11 protein-coding genes and 1 tRNA gene are annotated in these 17,582 nt (G+C 61.7%); 8 read left to right on the top strand and 4 right to left on the bottom strand.

The window, feature by feature from the left end; translation table 11 throughout:
• Window positions 1-22: 22 nt before the first annotated feature.
• From ABHU32_RS08570 to ABHU32_RS08560, 3 genes are all read right to left on the bottom strand, one after another.
• Entirely contained in the window at window positions 23-1,090 is a 1,068-nt protein-coding gene (locus ABHU32_RS08570; protein WP_346979645.1) for a glycerol dehydrogenase, read from the bottom strand.
• 113 nt (window positions 1,091-1,203) lie between these two features.
• The gene (locus ABHU32_RS08565) at window positions 1,204-2,304 is read right to left on the bottom strand and encodes a glycerol dehydrogenase (protein WP_117563611.1); all 1,101 of its coding nucleotides are present in this window, start codon (window positions 2,302-2,304) and stop codon (window positions 1,204-1,206) included.
• A gap of 78 nt (window positions 2,305-2,382) precedes the next feature.
• Complete coding sequence (locus ABHU32_RS08560; RefSeq protein WP_006234677.1) at window positions 2,383-3,606, bottom strand: iron-containing alcohol dehydrogenase; 1,224 nt, start codon at window positions 3,604-3,606, stop codon at window positions 2,383-2,385.
• 500 nt (window positions 3,607-4,106) lie between these two features.
• Between ABHU32_RS08560 and ABHU32_RS08555 the strand changes: the two genes are divergently transcribed.
• The 4 genes from ABHU32_RS08555 to ABHU32_RS08540 all read left to right on the top strand — a co-directional run bounded on the left by ABHU32_RS08555 (window position 4,107) and on the right by ABHU32_RS08540 (window position 8,824).
• Window positions 4,107-5,183 carry a tetratricopeptide repeat protein gene (locus tag ABHU32_RS08555; RefSeq protein ID WP_342995735.1) on the top strand — a complete coding sequence of 359 codons (1,077 nt, stop codon included), beginning with the start codon at window positions 4,107-4,109 and terminating at the stop codon, window positions 5,181-5,183.
• Window positions 5,183-6,226 (top strand): hypothetical protein, encoded by a 1,044-nt coding sequence (locus tag ABHU32_RS08550; RefSeq protein ID WP_346979644.1) that lies wholly within the window; start codon window positions 5,183-5,185, stop codon window positions 6,224-6,226. Before ABHU32_RS08555 ends, ABHU32_RS08550 begins: the two co-directional genes overlap by 1 nt.
• A 45-nt stretch (window positions 6,227-6,271) precedes the next feature.
• Complete coding sequence (locus ABHU32_RS08545; protein ID WP_346979643.1) at window positions 6,272-8,449, top strand: MurT ligase domain-containing protein; 2,178 nt, start codon at window positions 6,272-6,274, stop codon at window positions 8,447-8,449.
• 298 nt (window positions 8,450-8,747) lie between these two features.
• Window positions 8,748-8,824: transfer RNA gene (locus tag ABHU32_RS08540), tRNA-Glu, on the top strand.
• Window positions 8,825-9,270: 446 nt separating this feature from the next.
• Here ABHU32_RS08540 and ABHU32_RS08535 read toward each other — a convergent pair.
• Entirely contained in the window at window positions 9,271-11,358 is a 2,088-nt protein-coding gene (locus ABHU32_RS08535) for a glutamine synthetase III family protein (RefSeq protein ID WP_346979642.1), read from the bottom strand.
• Window positions 11,359-11,784: 426 nt separating this feature from the next.
• Here ABHU32_RS08535 and ABHU32_RS08530 point away from each other — a divergent pair, with 426 nt between their 5' ends.
• The 4 genes from ABHU32_RS08530 (at window position 11,785) to ABHU32_RS08515 (ending at window position 17,483) form a co-directional block, all read left to right on the top strand.
• Window positions 11,785-12,657: a methylenetetrahydrofolate reductase gene (locus ABHU32_RS08530; RefSeq protein WP_346979641.1), complete on the top strand. Its 873-nt coding sequence runs from the start codon at window positions 11,785-11,787 to the stop codon at window positions 12,655-12,657.
• Complete coding sequence (locus ABHU32_RS08525) at window positions 12,657-13,445, top strand: hypothetical protein (RefSeq protein ID WP_346979640.1); 789 nt, start codon at window positions 12,657-12,659, stop codon at window positions 13,443-13,445. Before ABHU32_RS08530 ends, ABHU32_RS08525 begins: the two co-directional genes overlap by 1 nt.
• Before the next feature lie 9 nt (window positions 13,446-13,454).
• The gene (locus ABHU32_RS08520) at window positions 13,455-16,010 is read left to right on the top strand and encodes a homocysteine S-methyltransferase family protein (protein WP_346979639.1); all 2,556 of its coding nucleotides are present in this window, start codon (window positions 13,455-13,457) and stop codon (window positions 16,008-16,010) included.
• A 108-nt stretch (window positions 16,011-16,118) separates the two neighbouring features.
• The gene (locus ABHU32_RS08515) at window positions 16,119-17,483 is read left to right on the top strand and encodes a PFL family protein (RefSeq protein WP_117843357.1); all 1,365 of its coding nucleotides are present in this window, start codon (window positions 16,119-16,121) and stop codon (window positions 17,481-17,483) included.
• Window positions 17,484-17,582: the final 99 nt, after the last annotated feature.

Below are 17,582 nucleotides of genomic sequence, written 5' to 3'. Positions count from 1 at the left end.
ACAAGGTCAATCAAGCGCCAAGCTATGCCTCGCACATGAGCTGCACGAGCTTCTGTTTGGTCACCTTGGTCTGCTCGTTGGCCATGTTGCGCTCGTTTCTAAAGACCGCATTTGCAACACCCTGCAGATCGGCATCGGAAATCTCGCCAAGGCCCAGCTCCTCGAGCGTGGTCGGCAGACCGACACGCTGGCAAAACTCGAGCACCTGATCAAGCTCGGGCGCACGCTCCAGGCGCAGCTGCACCACCAGGCCAAATGCCACGGCCTCGCCATGCATGGCCCTGCACTCGGGCAGAATCGTCAACCCGTTGGCGATGGCATGCGCCAACGCCAAGCCACCGCTCTCAAAGCCGATGCCCGAGAGCAGAATATTGCACTCGATCAGGCGCTCAACTGCCGGCGATGTACGGCCCTTTTTGAGATCGCGCTTGGCAGCGACACCGCACTCCATGAGCGTGTCGTAGCAGGCGCGAGCCGCGACCAGAGCCAAGTGCCCCGGCGCACCACCGTGTTCGTTGGTGCCGTGCGCCGCGGCGCACGAACGCGCCTCGAAGTACGTTGCCAGTGCGTCGCCCATGCCAGCGACCGTCATACGCAGCGGGGCCGCCGCGACCACGTTGGTATCGACCACGACCAGATCTGGATTCTTCTCGAGCATCAGGTAGTGGTCGAATGACCCATCCTCGTGATACAGCACCGAAATCGCGCTGCACGGACCGTCCATCGAAGCCGCCGTGGGGCATACGCACAACGGCAACTCGGCATAAAACGCAACGGCCTTGGCGATATCGAGCATCTTGCCGCCGCCAATACCCACCACCATGTCGCAATACTCGGCCTGGGCTTCCTTAGCCATTTCGACAACGGCGTCTTCCGTACACGGACCGTCATAAATCTTAAAGAACGGCTCACTTAGGTCTTCGTCCAGAAATCCATCGACGATCTGCTTGCACAGCCGATCCTCGGTGCCCTGGTCAAACAAGACATAGGCAGCGCAGCCCAACCATGACAAATACCTGCCCTGACGCGAGAGCTCACCTGGCCCCTGAACATATCGTCCGGGACCGCCATAAACCATGGGAAGCGCCATACGAGAATCCGCCCTTTCATCAACAACAATTGGTGCAAAGTAACCTGACCCCTTTGCACCATAGCAAAAAGGGGCAAAGCCATCTGTCGGCTTTGCCCCTTCCTTACCTTAGTTTACTCATCCATAAGGTAGTAGTGACCCAGTGCGTCGGCACCCAGGATGGCGTTGGCGACCATCTCAGGCGTCACCTCAAACGGCATGTTGCACATGGTGTCATCGGGCGCGCACGCGGCCTCGGCAACAATCATGGCCTGCTCGCGCGTAAGCTCAGCAACGCCAAGTTCCTTCATCGTGACCGGCAGGCCCAGCTCAATGCAGAAGCCCAAGACTTCCTCGAGCTTCTCAGTCGGGGCATCCTCGAGTACCAGCTGGACGATGGTGCCAAAGGCGACCTTCTCGCCGTGATACATGCCGTGGCACTCGGGCAGCATCGTCAGGCCATTGTGGATGGCATGAGCAGCAGCAAGGCCCGAGCTCTCAAAGCCAATGCCCGAAAGCAGCGTATTGGCCTCGATGATATGCTCGACAGCAGGCGTCAGCGCACCCTTCTCCAGTGCGACCTTGGCCTTGACGCCATCGGCCATAAGCGTCTCGTAGCAGAGCTTGGCGAGCGCCAGGCCGGCCATTCCGCCCTTGCCGCCGGCGCAAGTGCCACCGTCGGCATCATGCGTCGCCTGGGCCTCAAAGTAGGTTGCGAGCGCATCGCCCATACCGGAAACCGTCAGGCGCACTGGGCTCGCCGCGATAACCGTCGTATCCATCAGGACAATGTTGGGGTTTGCCTTAAGGAAGAGATATTTATCGAACTGGCCGTCGTCGGTGTAGAGCACCGAAAGTGCCGAGCACGGTGCATCGGTCGAGGCAATGGTGGGGCAAATGATAACCGGGGACTCCAGGTAATAGGCGACGGCCTTCGCGGTGTCGAGGATCTTGCCGCCACCGACGCCGACGATGATGTCGCAACCGTTGTCGCGAGCGAGCGCAACCAGGCGATCGACCTCGCCCTTGGAGCACTCGCCGTTAAAGTCCTCAAACAGCAGCTCGGCCTTGGCCTCGGCAAAGCCGCCCTCGATCTTGGCACCGACGCGCTTCTTGCCCGAAGGCGTCACGATGACGAGGGCCTTAGCGCCGAGCGGCTCGACATAGGAGCCGAGCTTGGCGAGCTCGTCCGGACCCTGGATGTACTTGCTGGGGCTATTGAAAATTGCAGCCATAACTATCCCATTCTCTAAAAAAGAAAGGGGCTCCGTACGGATACGTGCGGAGCCCCTCGTTACGATAACAAGAGTCGATTAGAAATCGATGTCGGTGTCGTAGTAGCAGGCCTTGAGAATCTTCTCGAAGTCGGCAGCCTTGGTCTCACGCGGGTTCTCGGGCGTGCAGGCGTCCTGCTCGGCGTTCGCGGCGATCTCGGGCAGCTTGGCGAGGAACTCCTCCTCGGAAACCATCTGCGGGTTCTCGGCGTCGACCTTCACGCCACCATTCGCGTAATCCTTGATGGACTGCGGAATGTTGAGCTGGTCGTTGAGGTCGCGGATCTTCTGGACGAGCGCAGCGATGAGCTCCTCGTTGGTCTCGCCGGGAAGGTGCAGGATCTCCTTGGCCACGTAAGCGTAACGCTCGGCAGCACGGGGATCCTTGGAGTTCCACTGGATGACCTTGCCCAGGTACATGGCGTTAGCGGCACCGTGGATGATGTGGCCGTTCTCGAAGGCAGCACCGGTCTTGTGAGCCATGGAGTGAACGATGCCGAGCAGGCCCGAGGAGAAGGCGATACCGGCGATGCACTGAGCCTCGTGCATGTGCTGACGGGCCTCATGGTCGCCAGCATAGGACTTGGGCAGCCACTCGACGATCTCGCGGATGCCGTGCAGAGCGTTGGCGTCGGTGAACATAGAGGCGCAGGTGGAAACGTAGGCCTCCATGCAGTGGGTCAGAGCATCCATGCCGGTGTGAGCGCACAGCTTGGCGGGCATGGTGTAGGTGAGCTCGGGGTCGACGATGGCGACATCAGGGGTGATGTTGAAGTCGGCCAGCGGGTACTTGATGCCCTTGGCGTAGTCGGTAATGACGGAGAACGCGGTGACCTCGGTAGCGGTGCCGGAGGTAGAGGAGATGGCGCAGAAATGAGCCTTCTGACGCAGCTCAGGGAAGCTGAACGGCTGGATGATGTTGTCGAAGGACTCCTCGGGATACTCGTAGAAGACCCACATGGCCTTAGCGGCATCGATGGGCGAGCCGCCACCGATGGCGATAATCCAGTCGGGCTCGAACTCGCGCATGGCCTCGGCGCCCTTCATGACCGTCTCGATGGACGGGTCGGACTCGACGCCCTCGAACAGCTTGACCTCGAAGCCGCCTTCCTTAAGGTCGTTCTCGACGTCCTGCAGGAACCCGCCGCGGCGCATAGAGCTGCCGCCAGAAACGATGATGGCCTTCTTGCCCTTGAGGTTCTTCACCTCGTGGCGAGCGCCCTCACCAAAGTACAGATCGCGAGGATTGGTAAAACGTCCCATACTGTGCCTCCTAAACAAGCCCCTCTTAGACTTGCGTATATAACGGAGCACCCAATTGGCTCCGTTAGGACCGGTTTGCGCGTTGCCGGCGATGACAATGCGCGATGTCTAAACGTCTCAACGCTCAGACAAACACTATTTTACCGTTCTGGTTGGTCAGTTATTCACCTAAAGCCGCCAATGATGAAACGTTTTTTCTATCCCTGAAGACCCTTGTGCGGCATTCATACTCCCAAGCTGGGCAAACGTTTTATCAAGGTTGACTACATATCCCGGGCAGGACTGTGCCCCTCCAAAATATGCACCGTTCGCCGCCAAAAATCGACCGTTTGCGGCACCGTGATACCACTCGGCCGTCCATGGTGCCGACATTTGTGCGACATCCGACTTCGTGGTGCAAAGGTGCAAGTCCAAGTGCAGCACCCCCGGTGTGCCACATGCGGGTAAACTAGAACCTTATATAGAAACATCTAAACCCTAACCGCAGCAAAGGAGGTCCCATGGCATTCGATCCCATTCAAGAGGATTGCCATCGCCTCGTTCTTGAGGCCTTGCGCCGCGACAATATCCCGCTCACCGACGGTGCCGCCGTAGAGCGTCTGATGGAGCAATTCACCCGCAACCCCGCACCGCTCATCGTGCACGACCGCGACCGCGCCGGGCATCTGATTGCCAAGGTAGTCGAGGCCGTCGACTACCGCATTCCCTTTATCCCTGACGATGCCCAGGCAGAGCAGGAAGAGGCAGCTGCCGAGAACATGCTCCGCGAGGCGGCCACACTCGATCCGGCCAACTGGGATGCCCAGCGCATGCTGACGGCACTCACCGCCGAATCCAACGAGGAATACGTGCAGTATCTGGTGTCCAAGTGCGACGAGGTGGAGCACGATCTGGCGCTCAAGATCGCCTCGGCGCAGGACCCCTACGAGCGCGAGGCCGCAGGCGACCTTATGCGCCGCCCCTACCTGCGCTGGCTTGCCGCCCTTGCGTCACGCGCCCTCATTAGCGGACGCTACCGCATGTCGCTCGAAGCCGCAAATCGCAGCTTGGACTTTGCCCCCAACGATCCCGCTGGTGTCCGGCACACCGCGATGCTCGCCATGGCGAAGCTCGAATACCCTGCCGAGGAGCTCAAGCGCTTTCGCTCCGCACACTCCGTGCCGTACCTCGCGAATACCCCACTGCGCCGCCGCCCCAAAGATGCGGAGCGTGACTTGGACCCGTGGACGCTCATCGCGCTGATGAGCGCTGCCTGGCGCGAGCTGGACTACGAGGGCGCCGAGCACTACTTGCGCATCCTTGCGCGCTCGTGTCCGCACGCAGCCGAGGCACTCTACTTCCAAACCGAGTTTCCCGATGGCGTCTATGCCCGCGTCAACGTGGGCGTGGGCTCGACCGACGAGCTTGTCCTTGCGCTGTCCGAGGCGACGCCGGTACTGCAGGAGGGCCTGGGCGCCCCCGACAACGCCAGTTTTGCCGCCTGGGTCGCCACCAACGATATCGTGCGTTCCCAAATCGATGAGCGCATACTGCGGGCGGCCGAGCAGGGTTTGCCGTTTAAGGGAGGAGACCTCTAATGGATCCGAGCGTCTACATCCCCGCCTACCTGGAGCGCACCTATCTGGCGTCGCACCCCGAGCTCACCGATGCAGCACGCGAGCTTGTCCATAACGACGTGAACGTCAACCCTCATAAGTATGCGCAGTCCGAGCATGCCCAGGCGCTGCTGTCCTATGCCGGTGTTCATCGCCACCTGCTCGACGAGCTCCATCGCATCGAGGACATGGGCAGCGACGAGGAGTTTGAGCAAACGCGCAACCGCCTGTTCGACGATATGCGCGATGAGCTGCTCAAGATCGTCCGCGTCGATGCGTATGTCCTCGATGCCCAGCTGCTCGCCATCATTTTGGCGGACACGCCCGTCGACGCCTGCCTAGGCGACCTGATGAAGCTCGAAGCGACCACGGCCGATTACCTGCAGCAAAGCGTGCCCGGGTTCGACATGGAAGCCCCGCACTACTGGGCCAATAATGTTTTGACCGACGGCGTCACCGCAGCAGACCTTACCGTGAGCGAGCCGGCTCTTATCGGGTGGCTCCACACGCTCGAGGCCATCTCGCAGCTGTGCATGGCGAGCGCCCGCTACCGCGCTGCTGCCAACTACGCCCGCCGCGTCCTTAAGGCGGAAGGCTACCCCACCCGAGCCACAGGCACCGTGTTGCTCGCCCTCGCTCGCCTGGAAGACCAGGACGGCTTTTTTGCCCTAGCGCACCAGCTCGAGGAACAGGTGGGAGCTGATGCACTCGAGAACTCTCCTTGGTATCTGCTCGCCCGCACGATTCTGCTGTTCAAAACGAACAAGATGCGCCCGGCGACACGCGCGCTGCGCGAGTTTGCCAACCGCTGTGAGGGTGGCGCGTTCTTCTTGCTGAATCCCATGTACCAGACACCGTACCTTCCCTGCCGACCCGAGCCGCGCGACCCCTGGGACCTCTCGCACCAGGCGGTTTGGGAAGCCGACGGCATTATCTCGGACACCCCCGACTTTGCCCCCTGGGCCAATGCCTGCGAAGACGTGTCGCAGCTTGCCCAGGAATTTGCGCGCCGTTACGGCTTTTAACGGCGCAAACGCCACGACCATGTCATTCACGTTAGGAACGGCTTCATGAATCTCCGCTCATCTCTTGCCTGTACCTCGAGCGATATCGCCCGCTGGGGGCTGCGCTCCGTCCTTAAGCGCCAGGGCGGCGTACTCCCCGGCCGCATCGCCATGAAGATCGACCCCGAGCTGCTGAGCGACCTCGCCGGCCTTGTCGACCGCAGCGTGGTAATCACCGGCACCAACGGTAAGACCACCACTTCGAACCTCATCGCCGACGCCGTTGCCGCCAGCGGCGCCACCGTGGTATGCAACCGCGCCGGCAACAACATGGAGCCGGGCGTGGTGGGCGCACTGCTCGAGGCGCGCAGCGGCCTCAAGCGAGCCGGCGGCGGCAAGCGCGTGGGCGTTTTTGAATGCGATGAGCTTTACACTGTACGCGTTCTGCCCAAGCTCAAGCCGACGCACTTTGTGCTGCTCAACCTGTTCCGCGACCAGCTGGATCGCTATGGCGAGATCGATCACACCCAGGAGGTCATCGCCCACGCGTTGGAACTTTCGCCGGCAACGACGCTCATCTACAACGCAGACGACCCGCTGTGTGCCTCGATTGCTGCGCGCGTTCCCAACGCGAGTATTGCCTTTGGCATCGATGGCGCCACCAACACCGAGTCCGACCGTATTAGCGACTCGCGCTTTTGCTCACAGTGCAACGCGCCGCTGGAGTATGACTACGTGCAATACGGCCAGCTCGGCGCCTACCATTGCCCCTCGTGCGGCTGGGCCCGCCCTGCGCTTGTCCGTCGCGTGACGGGCGTGGAGCTCGGCTGCGACGGCTACGGCTTTGACCTGGTCTTTGGATCTGCGCCCGACGCGGCGGCCGTACACATCGCCACACGCTACAACGGTCTGTACATGGTCTATAACGTTGCCGCCGCCTTCTTTGCCGCACATGAGTTGGGCGTGGACCCGGCGCATCTGCAGCCCACGCTCGATGCCTACGTCCCCGCCGGCGGACGTATGGGCCGCTGGGATATCGCCGGCCGCACCGTCGAGGCCAACCTGGCCAAGAATCCCGTAGGCTTCGATCGACAGATCCAGTCCATTAAGACGGCGGGCGGCAGACTCTGCGCTTTCTTCCTCAACGACAACGACGCCGACGGACACGATGTATCGTGGATCTACGACGTCGACTTTGAGCGCATCGCCGACACGCCGGGTCTTGTCGCCTTTGCCGGAGGCACGCGCGCGCACGACATGCAGGTGCGTCTCAAGTACGCCGGCATCGATGCCGCGATTATCTCGGACGTCGCGCAGGCAATTGGCGCCGTGGCAGACGAGGCCGCCAATGACACCTTCTACGCCGTCGCCAACTACACGGCCTTCCCGCCGCTGGTCAAGGAGCTCGACGGGCTGAAAGGCGCTGCCGCCGACGCTGTTGCCGGGCGCGCCGTAGCCCGTGCCGACGGCAGCGCTCTTCCTGTCGGCATCGCGCCAGTCGAGCTTTCGCGCCCGCTGCGCATCGTATACCTGTATCCCGATGCCCTTAACCTCTACGGCGACGGCGGCAACGTCATCGCCCTCGAGCGCCGCTGCGCCTGGCGTGGCATTCCCGTGCGCGTGGACGAGGTCCGTATGGGTGAGACGCTCGATCTCACCGACGCCGACATCGTCATGATGGGTGGCGGCTCCGACCGCGACCAGCTAGCCGTGGCACACGAGCTGCTCGCTCAAAAAGACAAGGTCGCATCCTATGTTGAGGATGGCGGCTCGCTGCTTGCCATCTGTGGCAGCTATCAGCTGCTCGGCCGTTCGTACTACATGGGCGACGATCGCATTGAGGGCCTGGGCGTCATTGCCGCCGAAACCGTACGTGGCTCCGATCGCCTGATCGGCAACGTAGCCGTCAAAACCGATCTGGCACCTGAGCCCTTTGTGGGATTCGAGAACCATGGAGGTCGCACGCTTTTGGACGCCGAGGCCACGCCGCTCGGAACGTCCGTCGTCACGGGCACCGGCAACAACGGCGACGATGGCTTTGAGGGCCTGATCTACAAGGGCGTCATCGGCACGTACCTACACGGACCGGCACTGCCCAAGAACCCCGAGCTCGCCGACTGGCTGATCGCGCACGCCCTCGAGCGCCGCGGCGATGCGCAGGCCGCCGCCCTGCTGCCGCTCAAGCCCCTCGACGACACCTACGAGCACGCCGCCCACGACGCAGCCATGAAGCTCCTCCCCTAGCACCTCACAACCACAAAGGGGACAGGCACCTTTGTGGTGGTTTTGCCCCATCCCAGCTGTTTGTCTCAATCTGTAACATCTAGACCGATAAAAGTCGTCTTACTGTTACAGATTGAGATATTCGTCCCGACGTCTGCCTTTTGTCTCGATCTGTAACACATAGAGCCGATTTGCCCGCCCAGATGTTACAAATTGAGATATTTGAAAATCGGAATAGAAACCTACTCCTTTGTGGTGGTTTTTCAGTTTGCCAACGATATGTGAACGGCTAAAAAAGTCTGCTATACTCTTTCCCGCTGTCCCCATCGTCTAGCGGCCAAGGACGCCACCCTTTCAAGGTGGATATCGCGGGTTCGAATCCCGCTGGGGGCACCACAGAATCTGAGGAGCCCGTTACCAATTCGGTAGCGGGCTTTTTGCTACCGATATGCCGGGATTCGAACCCGGCAGGGTGCGAATCCCGGCATCATCGCAAGGCCTGTGGGCAAAAAATAGCAAATATGAGTACTGTTACCATTTTAGTTACAGCGATTTCATGCCTTCAGAAGGCGATTTAGCCGTCAGGCGTCCTACGGCGGAAAAATTGCAGACGTTTATCGGCTAAGTACTTGGACATATGTTGCGTAACACTACATATTTTGCAAATAAATAATGTTACAGGACTTGTGACAGTACTCATATTTGACGTTTTTTGCCCATAGCCCTTTATACCTAGGCAAATCGGCGGCAAAACGGGCTTCAAAGCGTCCTTAGCAAACAAAAACCGGGGCCCGCATGATGCGGACCCCGGCTCAATACCGTGACGATATGTCAGTTACGCTCTACACGTAGAACAGGATGTCGTCGTAGGTCGGGACCGGCCAGTAGTCGGCTGCCACGATCTCTTCCATGGCATCCACGGCGGCGCGCAGCGTATCCATAGCGGGAACGACCTCGTGTGCATACACATTGGCCTGCTCCTGCCCATCGAGGGCTTCGGCCTTCTGATGCACGGCGTCGAGCGCCTTGATGGAGTCGTTGATGGTGGTGATACCGTTGCAGAGCTTGTTGAGCGTGTTCTGCTCGCACTGCATGGCGGCCTCGGCACCGGCGGCACGAATAGTCTCAAGGCCCTTAGCGACCTTGGTGGCATAGGCGGTAATGACCGGGCGATAGGTACGACGCGCCTCGCGAACCATCGTGGTGGCCTCGATGTTCATGAGCTTGTTGTACTTCTCGAGCTTGCAGTCGTAGCGGCACTGAGCCTCGGCCTTGGTCAGGACACCCGTCTCCTCAAAGAGCGCGATGGCCTTTTCGGAAACAAAGGCGGGCAGGGCGTCGGCCGTGGTCTTGTTGTTGGCAAGGCCGCGCTTCTCGGCCTCAACGGGCCACTCGTCGGAGTAGCCATCACCGGAGAACAGGATGCGCTGGTGATCGGTCAGCACCTTCTTGCAGTATTCGAGCGCAGCGTCCTGGAACTTATCCTCGGGCGTACCCTCAAGCGCGTCGGCGAAGGACTTGAGCGACTTGGCCACGGCGGCATCGAGCACCAGGTTGGAGTCGGAGACGTTCTGCTCGGAGCCGCAGGCACGGAACTCGAACTTGTTGCCGGTGAAGGCGAACGGGGAGGTACGGTTGCGGTCGGTGTTGTCCTGCATCAGTTTGGGCAGGGTATCGGCGCCCAGGTCGAGCACGCCGCGCGTGGCATGGACAGAAGCCTTGCCATCGATGATCTTCTCGACGACCTCGGTAAGCTGGTCGCCCAGGAAGATGGACATAATCGCCGGAGGAGCCTCGTTGGCGCCCAGACGATGGTCGTTACCGGCCGAGGCAACGGAGGCACGCAGGAGCTCCTGATAGTTATCGACGGCCTCGATCACCGCGGTGAGGAAGACGATGAACTGCAGGTTGTCGAGCGGGGTGTCGCCCGGATCGAGCAGGTTCTCGGACTCGGTGCCAAGCGACCAGTTGTTGTGCTTGCCCGAACCGTTGATGCCCTCGAAGGGCTTCTCGTGCAGCAGGCAGACCAAGTCGTGGCGGGAGGCGATGAGCTTCATCTTCTCCATCATGACCAGATTCTGGTCGATGGCCTCGTTGACTTCGCCATAGACGGGGGCAAGCTCATGCTGGCAGGGAGCGACCTCGTTGTGCTTGGTCTTGGCGGGAATGCCGAGCGCCCACAGCTCATCGTCCAAGTCCTTCATGTAGGCCGAGACGGTGGGGCGGATAGCGCCAAAGTAGTGCTCCTCGAGCTCCTGACCCTTGCAGGGAGCAGCACCAAAGAGGGTGCGGCCGGTAATGACCAGGTCCTTGCGCTTGCGGTAGGCGTCCTTCTTGATCAGGAAGTACTCCTGCTCGTCGCCCACGGAAGGAACGACCTTCTTGGGGGTCTTGCCAAACAGCGCCAAAACGCGCTTAGACTCACGCGAGAGCGCGGTCATGGAGCGCAGCAGCGGGGTCTTCTTGTCCAGGGCCTCGCCCGTGTAGGAGCAGAAAGCCGTGGGGATGCACAGGACGTCGTCCTTGATAAAGGCGGGGCTAGTGGGATCCCAAGCGGTGTAGCCACGGGCCTCGAAGGTGGCGCGCAGGCCGCCGTTGGGGAAGCTGGAGGCATCGGGCTCGCCCTGGATGAGGTTCTTGCCCGTAAACTTGGTAATGGCGGTGCCGTCGTGGTTGGGCTCCAGGAAGCTGTCGTGCTTCTCGGAAGTAATGCCCGAAAGCGGCTGGAACCAGTGCGCATAGTGCGTCGCACCCTTGGAGATGGCCCAGACCTTCATGGCATGGGCAACGGCGTTGGCCACATCCAGGTCGAGCGGCTCACCGCCCTCGAGGGTTGCAGCAAGGCGCTTCCAAATGTCCTTGGGGAGGTAGTCCTTCATGACTTCCTCAGAGAACACCATGGTCCCGAAGCGGTCAGTAAGTTCGGCCATACGGAACTCCCTTCGTATCGGCACCGCGTGAGAAGCGGTGTTGATTACTAACGAACGAGTCATAGCTTAGACTCGCCGTGTTTCCGCGACATTACCGTTATGTTGCTGTCGCGAAACCAATCAATGAGGTTACCCTATCGAGGCGGCGTTGCCACCCTCAACAGCCAATCAACTGCATAAATTGCAGACCTCTCCCCATGGTTTAAGGGTAGTCAATTTGGGATGGAGCTCTATTAACTGGTATTTTGCATCAGATACCAGTCTTTATAGTCCGTGCCTAGATTAGCCGCTCTGTTATAGAGAAAGCCGATAGCAAGGCATCTTTGATTGGTATCCCCGAATAACGAGTGAAACTCCACCGTGACACAGTGGTGCTGTAGAATCCTTACAACACATCACACTATTACGTATCTAGAGGAGCACGATATGCGCGTCGACGAGGTTTTTAAGCAGGCAGCATCCCAGGGCACCGCGCCCGTTTCGTTTGAGATGTTCCCGCCCAAGGGCGAGCTCACCCTCGACACGGCTCGCGAAGTGGCAGGCAATCTGTGCAAGCTTTCGCCGAGCTTTGTCTCGGTCACCCGCTCGGCCGGCGGCTCGGGCAACGGTGCCGCCACCGCCCCCATCGCGCATATGATTACGAGCGAATTCGACACGCCCTCGGTGGCACACCTTACCTGCGTGGGCCGGTCGCACGCCGATATCGCCGCCAAGATCGACGAGTATCGCACCGCCGGCGTGGAAAACATCCTGGCCCTGCGTGGCGATCTCCCTGCCGGCGCGACCGAGGACGACAAGCCCGCCTCGGACTACGCCTACGCCCGCGACCTCATCCCCGAGCTCGTCGACGCCGGCTTTTGCGTGGGCGCCGCAGCCTACCCCGAGGGCCACATTGCCTGTGAGGATCTCAATCTCTCGGTCGAACACCTCAAGCAAAAACAGGACGCTGGCGCGAGCTTCTTTGTGACGCAGCTCTTCTTTGATAACGAGTGCTTCTACCGTTTTCGCGAGCTTGCCGACAAGGACGGCATCACCGTGCCCATTACCGCGGGCATCATGCCGTTTATGGGCAAGTCACAGATCAGCCGCATGGTCTTTATGTGCGGCGCGTCGCTGCCCTCCCCCGTCATCAAGATTCTCGCCAAGTACGAGAATGACCCCGAGAGCCTGCAGGCAGCTGGTGTAGATTATGCAGCCCGCCAGCTTTGCGACCTCAAGGAGCACGGCGCCGACGGCCTGCACCTGTACACTATGAACCGTCCTGCGATCGCCGCGACCATTATGGAGCGCCTGGGGTAATGGAAAAACCGCACATCGATACAACCGCTGTCGAAGTGCCGGCCGACCTTGCGTCGCCGGCGCTCTACCGTATCGATGCCGCGCACCATCCCCGTGTCGACCGTGCCGAGATGCTGCGGTATCTGGGTTACGGCGGCCAGCAGATTGAGCCCGAACTGTCACGACGTATTGAGCTTGTGGTCGAGCGCCTTGAGTTGGACATTGAGCCCCGTGGCGTGCGCCGCGTATTTGCCGTCGATGCCACGAGCGTGGACGAGCAGGGCAAGCCTTGCATCCGCCTGGTCGGCACCAATGTTGAGCTGCGCGGTCGCGATATCTATCGACATCTCAAAGACGCCCGCTTTGCCGCACTCATGGCATGCACCCTCGGCATGGACGCCGAGCGTCGCCTGCGCATCACGGGAGCCCAACATCCCCTGGAGGGCGCCGTGCTCGACGCCGCGTGCTCCGCTTACGTGGAAGCCGCCGTTGAGCAAATGGACCAGCAGGTCAAGACGGACGCCGCCGTTCATGGGCTCGCCGGCAACTGGCGCTTTAGTCCCGGCTACGGCGACTGCCCGCTCTCGGCCCAGCGCTCGATCGTCAATGCGCTCAACGCCACGCGGCTCATCGGCCTGACCGTCACGCCCACCAGCCTACTCATGCCCACCAAAAGCGTGACCGCGGTGATCGGTCTGTTCGACGGCGAAGTCCACGACGCCCAGAGCCGCCCCACCTGCAATATCTGCCGCATGCGCGAGCACTGCCGCTTCCGTGCCGCCCACACCACCTGCTATTCCAGCCATTAGGAGCCCCCGATGTTTACTCCGCTTATCACTCATGATCTGGATGGTGCCGCGCTGGCGGCGCCCGTTGATGCCGCACGCCGCAATGGCGCTGTTTACAAGACGCGCACGATCGACGATCTGCGCATTAAGGACGATCGCCTGCGTGCGGCCATCGAGGGCACGGGGCACCTGCTGTTCGACGGCGGCATGGGCACCATGTTGCAGGCCGCTGGCATGAAGGCGGGCGCCTTGCCCGAGCTGCTCAACTTTGATGAGCCCCAGGTTATCACCGATATCCAACGTCAATATGTCGAGGCCGGCTGCGACGTGATTACCGCCAACACCTTTGGCGCCAACGCCCACAAGCTCGACGGTGCCGCCACCGTGGCAGACGTCTTTGCCGCGGCCGTCACCTGCGCCCGCGAAGCCGGCGCCCGCTACGTCGCCGGCGATATCGGCCCCATCGGCGCGCTGCTTCGCCCCCTGGGTACTCTGAGCTTCGACGAGGCCTACGACCTCTTTGCCGAGGAAGTGCGCGCCGGCGTCGCCGCGGGTGTGGACCTCTTTATTATCGAGACTATGACCGACCTTGCCGAGATCAAGGCTGCCGTCCTCGCCTGCCGCGAGAACTCCGACCTGCCCGTCTTTGCCACCATGACCTTTGAGGAAGACGGTCGCACCTTCCTGGGCACGAGTCCCGAGGTGGCCGCCATCACGCTCGACGCCATCGGCGCCGACGTTTTGGGCATCAACTGCAGCCAAGGACCGGCCGAGCTCCGGGGACTCGCCGCACGTATGCTCACCGTTACCGACAAGCCCGTTATGGTGCAGGCCAATGCGGGACTCCCCCACGTGGACGACGACGGCGACACCGTCTTTGATATCCAAGCCCCCGAATACGCCGAGGCCGTCGCCGGCATGATCGCCGACGGCGTGAGCGTCGTGGGCGGCTGCTGCGGCACCACGCCGGCGCACATGGCGGCCCTGCGCACGCTTATCGACAACCACACGCCCAGCCCGCGCCACCGCAAGCCCAGCATGTCGGTCACAAGCGCCCAGACCGTGGTGGACCTTCCCTGCGATGGCCACAAGATCGCTGTCATCGGCGAGCGCATCAACCCCACCGGCAAGAAGCGCCTGCAGCAGGCCCTGCGCAACGGCGACCTGGACTACGTCGTGAGCCAGGGCATCAGTCAGCAGGAACAGGGCGCCGACATCTTGGACGTTAACGTGGGCCTGCCCGAGATCGACGAGGTCAAGATCATCCAACAGGCGACCGAACAGCTCCAGGGCTCCACGCTCCTGCCGCTGCAGATCGACTCCACCGACCCCGCAGCCGTCGAGGCCGCCGTGCGCCGCTACGCCGGCAAGCCCATCATCAACTCGGTCAATGGCAAGCAGCAGATCATGGATGAGATCTTTCCGCTGGTCGCCCACTACGGCACCAACGTTGTCGGCCTTACGCTCGACGAAGGCGGCATCCCCGATACCGCCGAGGCTCGCTTCGCCATCGCCGAGCGCATCGTGGCCGAGGCCGCCCGCTACGGCATCGGACCGGATCGCATCCTCATCGACTGCCTGGTCATGACCGCCTCGACCAATCAACGCCAGGCCGAGCAGATCCTGCGCGCCATGTCCCTGTGCAAGGAGCGCCTGGGCGTCAAATGCGCGCTCGGCGTGTCGAACATCAGCTTTGGCCTGCCTGCCCGCCCGCTGCTGGGCTCGGTCTTTTTGGCCGCCGCCTTCGGCGCGGGCCTGGACGCCCCCATCATGAACCCGGGTTCCAAGCGCTTTATGGATACCGTCTACAGCTATCGCGTCCTGAGCGTTGAGGACGAGGGCTCGACCGGATACATCGAGCGCTACGCCGGCTGGACCGATCCGTACAAGATCGCCGCAAACCCGGCAGCGGCTCAGGCCGCATCGAGCGATGCCACGCCTGCCGCAAGCACCACCGCAAGCGCCGATGACGACCCCATCCGCCACATGGTCGTCTCGGGCCGCAAGGGCGAGATCGCGGCCGAGACCGAACGCCTGCTGGCCGACCACGACGCCATGGACCTCATCAACAACCACTTTATCCCCGCCCTCGATGAGGTTGGCGTCCTCTTTGACCAGGGCAAGTTCTTCTTGCCGCAGCTTATGGCCTCGGCCGAGGCCGCGCGTGTGGGCTTCGACACCATCAAGCGCCTGATGCCCGCCGGTGAGATTGCCGACAAGGGCAAGATCTGCGTGGCCACCGTCAAGGGCGACATCCACGACATCGGTAAGAATATCGTCAAGATGCTGCTCGACAACTACGGCTACACCGTCTTTGATCTGGGTCGCGATGTCGATCCGCAGGAGGTGCTCAAGACCGTGCAGGAGCGCGACATTAAGCTCGTCGGCCTTTCGGCGCTTATGACCACCACGGTCGTCGCCATGGAGGAGACCATCAAACTGCTTCATGCCGAGGTGCCGGGCGTCAAGATTATCGTGGGCGGCGCCGTGCTCACCCCCGAATACGCCAAACAGATCGGCGCGGACTACTACGCCAAGGACGCCGCCGAGAGCGCGCGCATCGCCGAAGAGGTCTTTGGGAAGTAACACAACGGAAACAACCGAGCACCAAAACGTGCCGCATGCGCCACTTGGCGCGTGCGGCACGTTAGAATAGATAAGACTATGCTCGTTTTGGCAGATAGGAGCGCAAGAATGGCGATCACGCCCGCAGAAATCGCGGAAACCCGCGGCATGGTTGAGGAGCAGAACCTCGACATCAGGACCATCACCATGGGTGTTTCACTCATGGGTTGCGGCGACGAGAACCTCGACCGCATGTGCACGAAGATCTACGACCACGTGACGCACACGGCTGAGCATCTGGTCGAGACCGCCGAGAACCTCGAGCGCGAGTACGGCATCCCTATCGTCAACAAGCGCGTCTCCGTCACCCCGGTGGCGCAGATCGCCGCGTGCTGCAAGGATGAGGACCTCACCCCCATCGCGCATGCCCTCGACCGCGCGGCCGAGACCCTCGGCATCGACTACCTGGGTGGCTTCTCCGCACTCGTCCAGAAGGGCATCGGCGACGCCGACCGCCGCGTCATCCAGTCCATCCCGCAGGCGCTCGCCACCACCAGCCGCGTCTGCTCCAGCGTCAACGTCGCCAGCCTGCGTGCCGGCATCAACATGGACGCTGTGCTCATGGCCGCCCAGACCATCATCGATGCCGCCAAGCTCACGGCCGACCAGGATTCCGTCGGCGCTTCCAAATTTGTCTGCTTTGCCAACATGGTCGAGGACTCCCCGTTTATGGCGGGCGCCGTCCACGGCGGTGGCGAGGCCGACGCCGTCATCAACGTAGGCGTCTCAGGCCCCGGCGTTATGGCTGCTGCCTTGGAGACGCTCCCCGACTCCGCCTCGATGATGGAGGTTGCCGAGAAAATCAAGCAGACCGCCTTTAAGATCACCCGTGCCGGCGAGCTCATGAGCCGTGAGGCAGCCCGCCGTCTGGGTGTCGAGAAAGGCATTGTCGACCTGTCGCTGGCTCCCACGCCTGCCATCGGCGACTCCGTTGCCCGCATCCTCGAGATCATCGGCGTGGGCACCTGCGGTGGCCCCGGCACGACCTGCGCGCTCGCCATGCTCAACGATGCCGTCAAGAAGGGCGGCGTCATGGCCAGTTCCAGCGTGGGCGGTCTCTCTGGCGCCTTTATCCCCGTGTCCGAGGATGCCGGCATGATCGCCGCCGTCGAAGCCGGCGCGCTTTCGCTCGAGAAGCTCGAAGCCATGACCTGCGTGTGCTCCGTTGGCCTAGACATGATTGCCATCCCCGGTGACACCCCGGTCGAGACCATCGCCGGCATCATCGCCGACGAGATGGCCATCGGCGTCATCAACAACAAGACCACGGCCGTCCGCGTGATTCCCGCCATCGGCAAGGGCGTGGGCGACTGCGTCGAGTACGGTGGTCTGTTCGGCCGTGCGCCCATCATGCCGGTGAACCCCAACGCCGGCACCGTGCTTGCCCACCGTGGCGGACGCTTCCCGGCACCGCTGAACTCGCTGAAGAACTAGCTGAGGGGGACTGGCGAGGAGCCCCGGGGAGGGCAAATATATAAGGTCGCCTGCTCGGACAGTCCTGACTCGCACGGAGAGCACATTAAGTGCTCTCCG

It is taken from the genome of Collinsella aerofaciens, from assembly GCF_039758965.1.
In the GTDB taxonomy this organism is placed as follows: domain Bacteria; phylum Actinomycetota; class Coriobacteriia; order Coriobacteriales; family Coriobacteriaceae; genus Collinsella; species Collinsella aerofaciens_BR.
The sequence above is the reverse complement of the archived record's forward strand: the minus strand, read 5'-3'. Positions and strand labels throughout refer to the sequence as shown.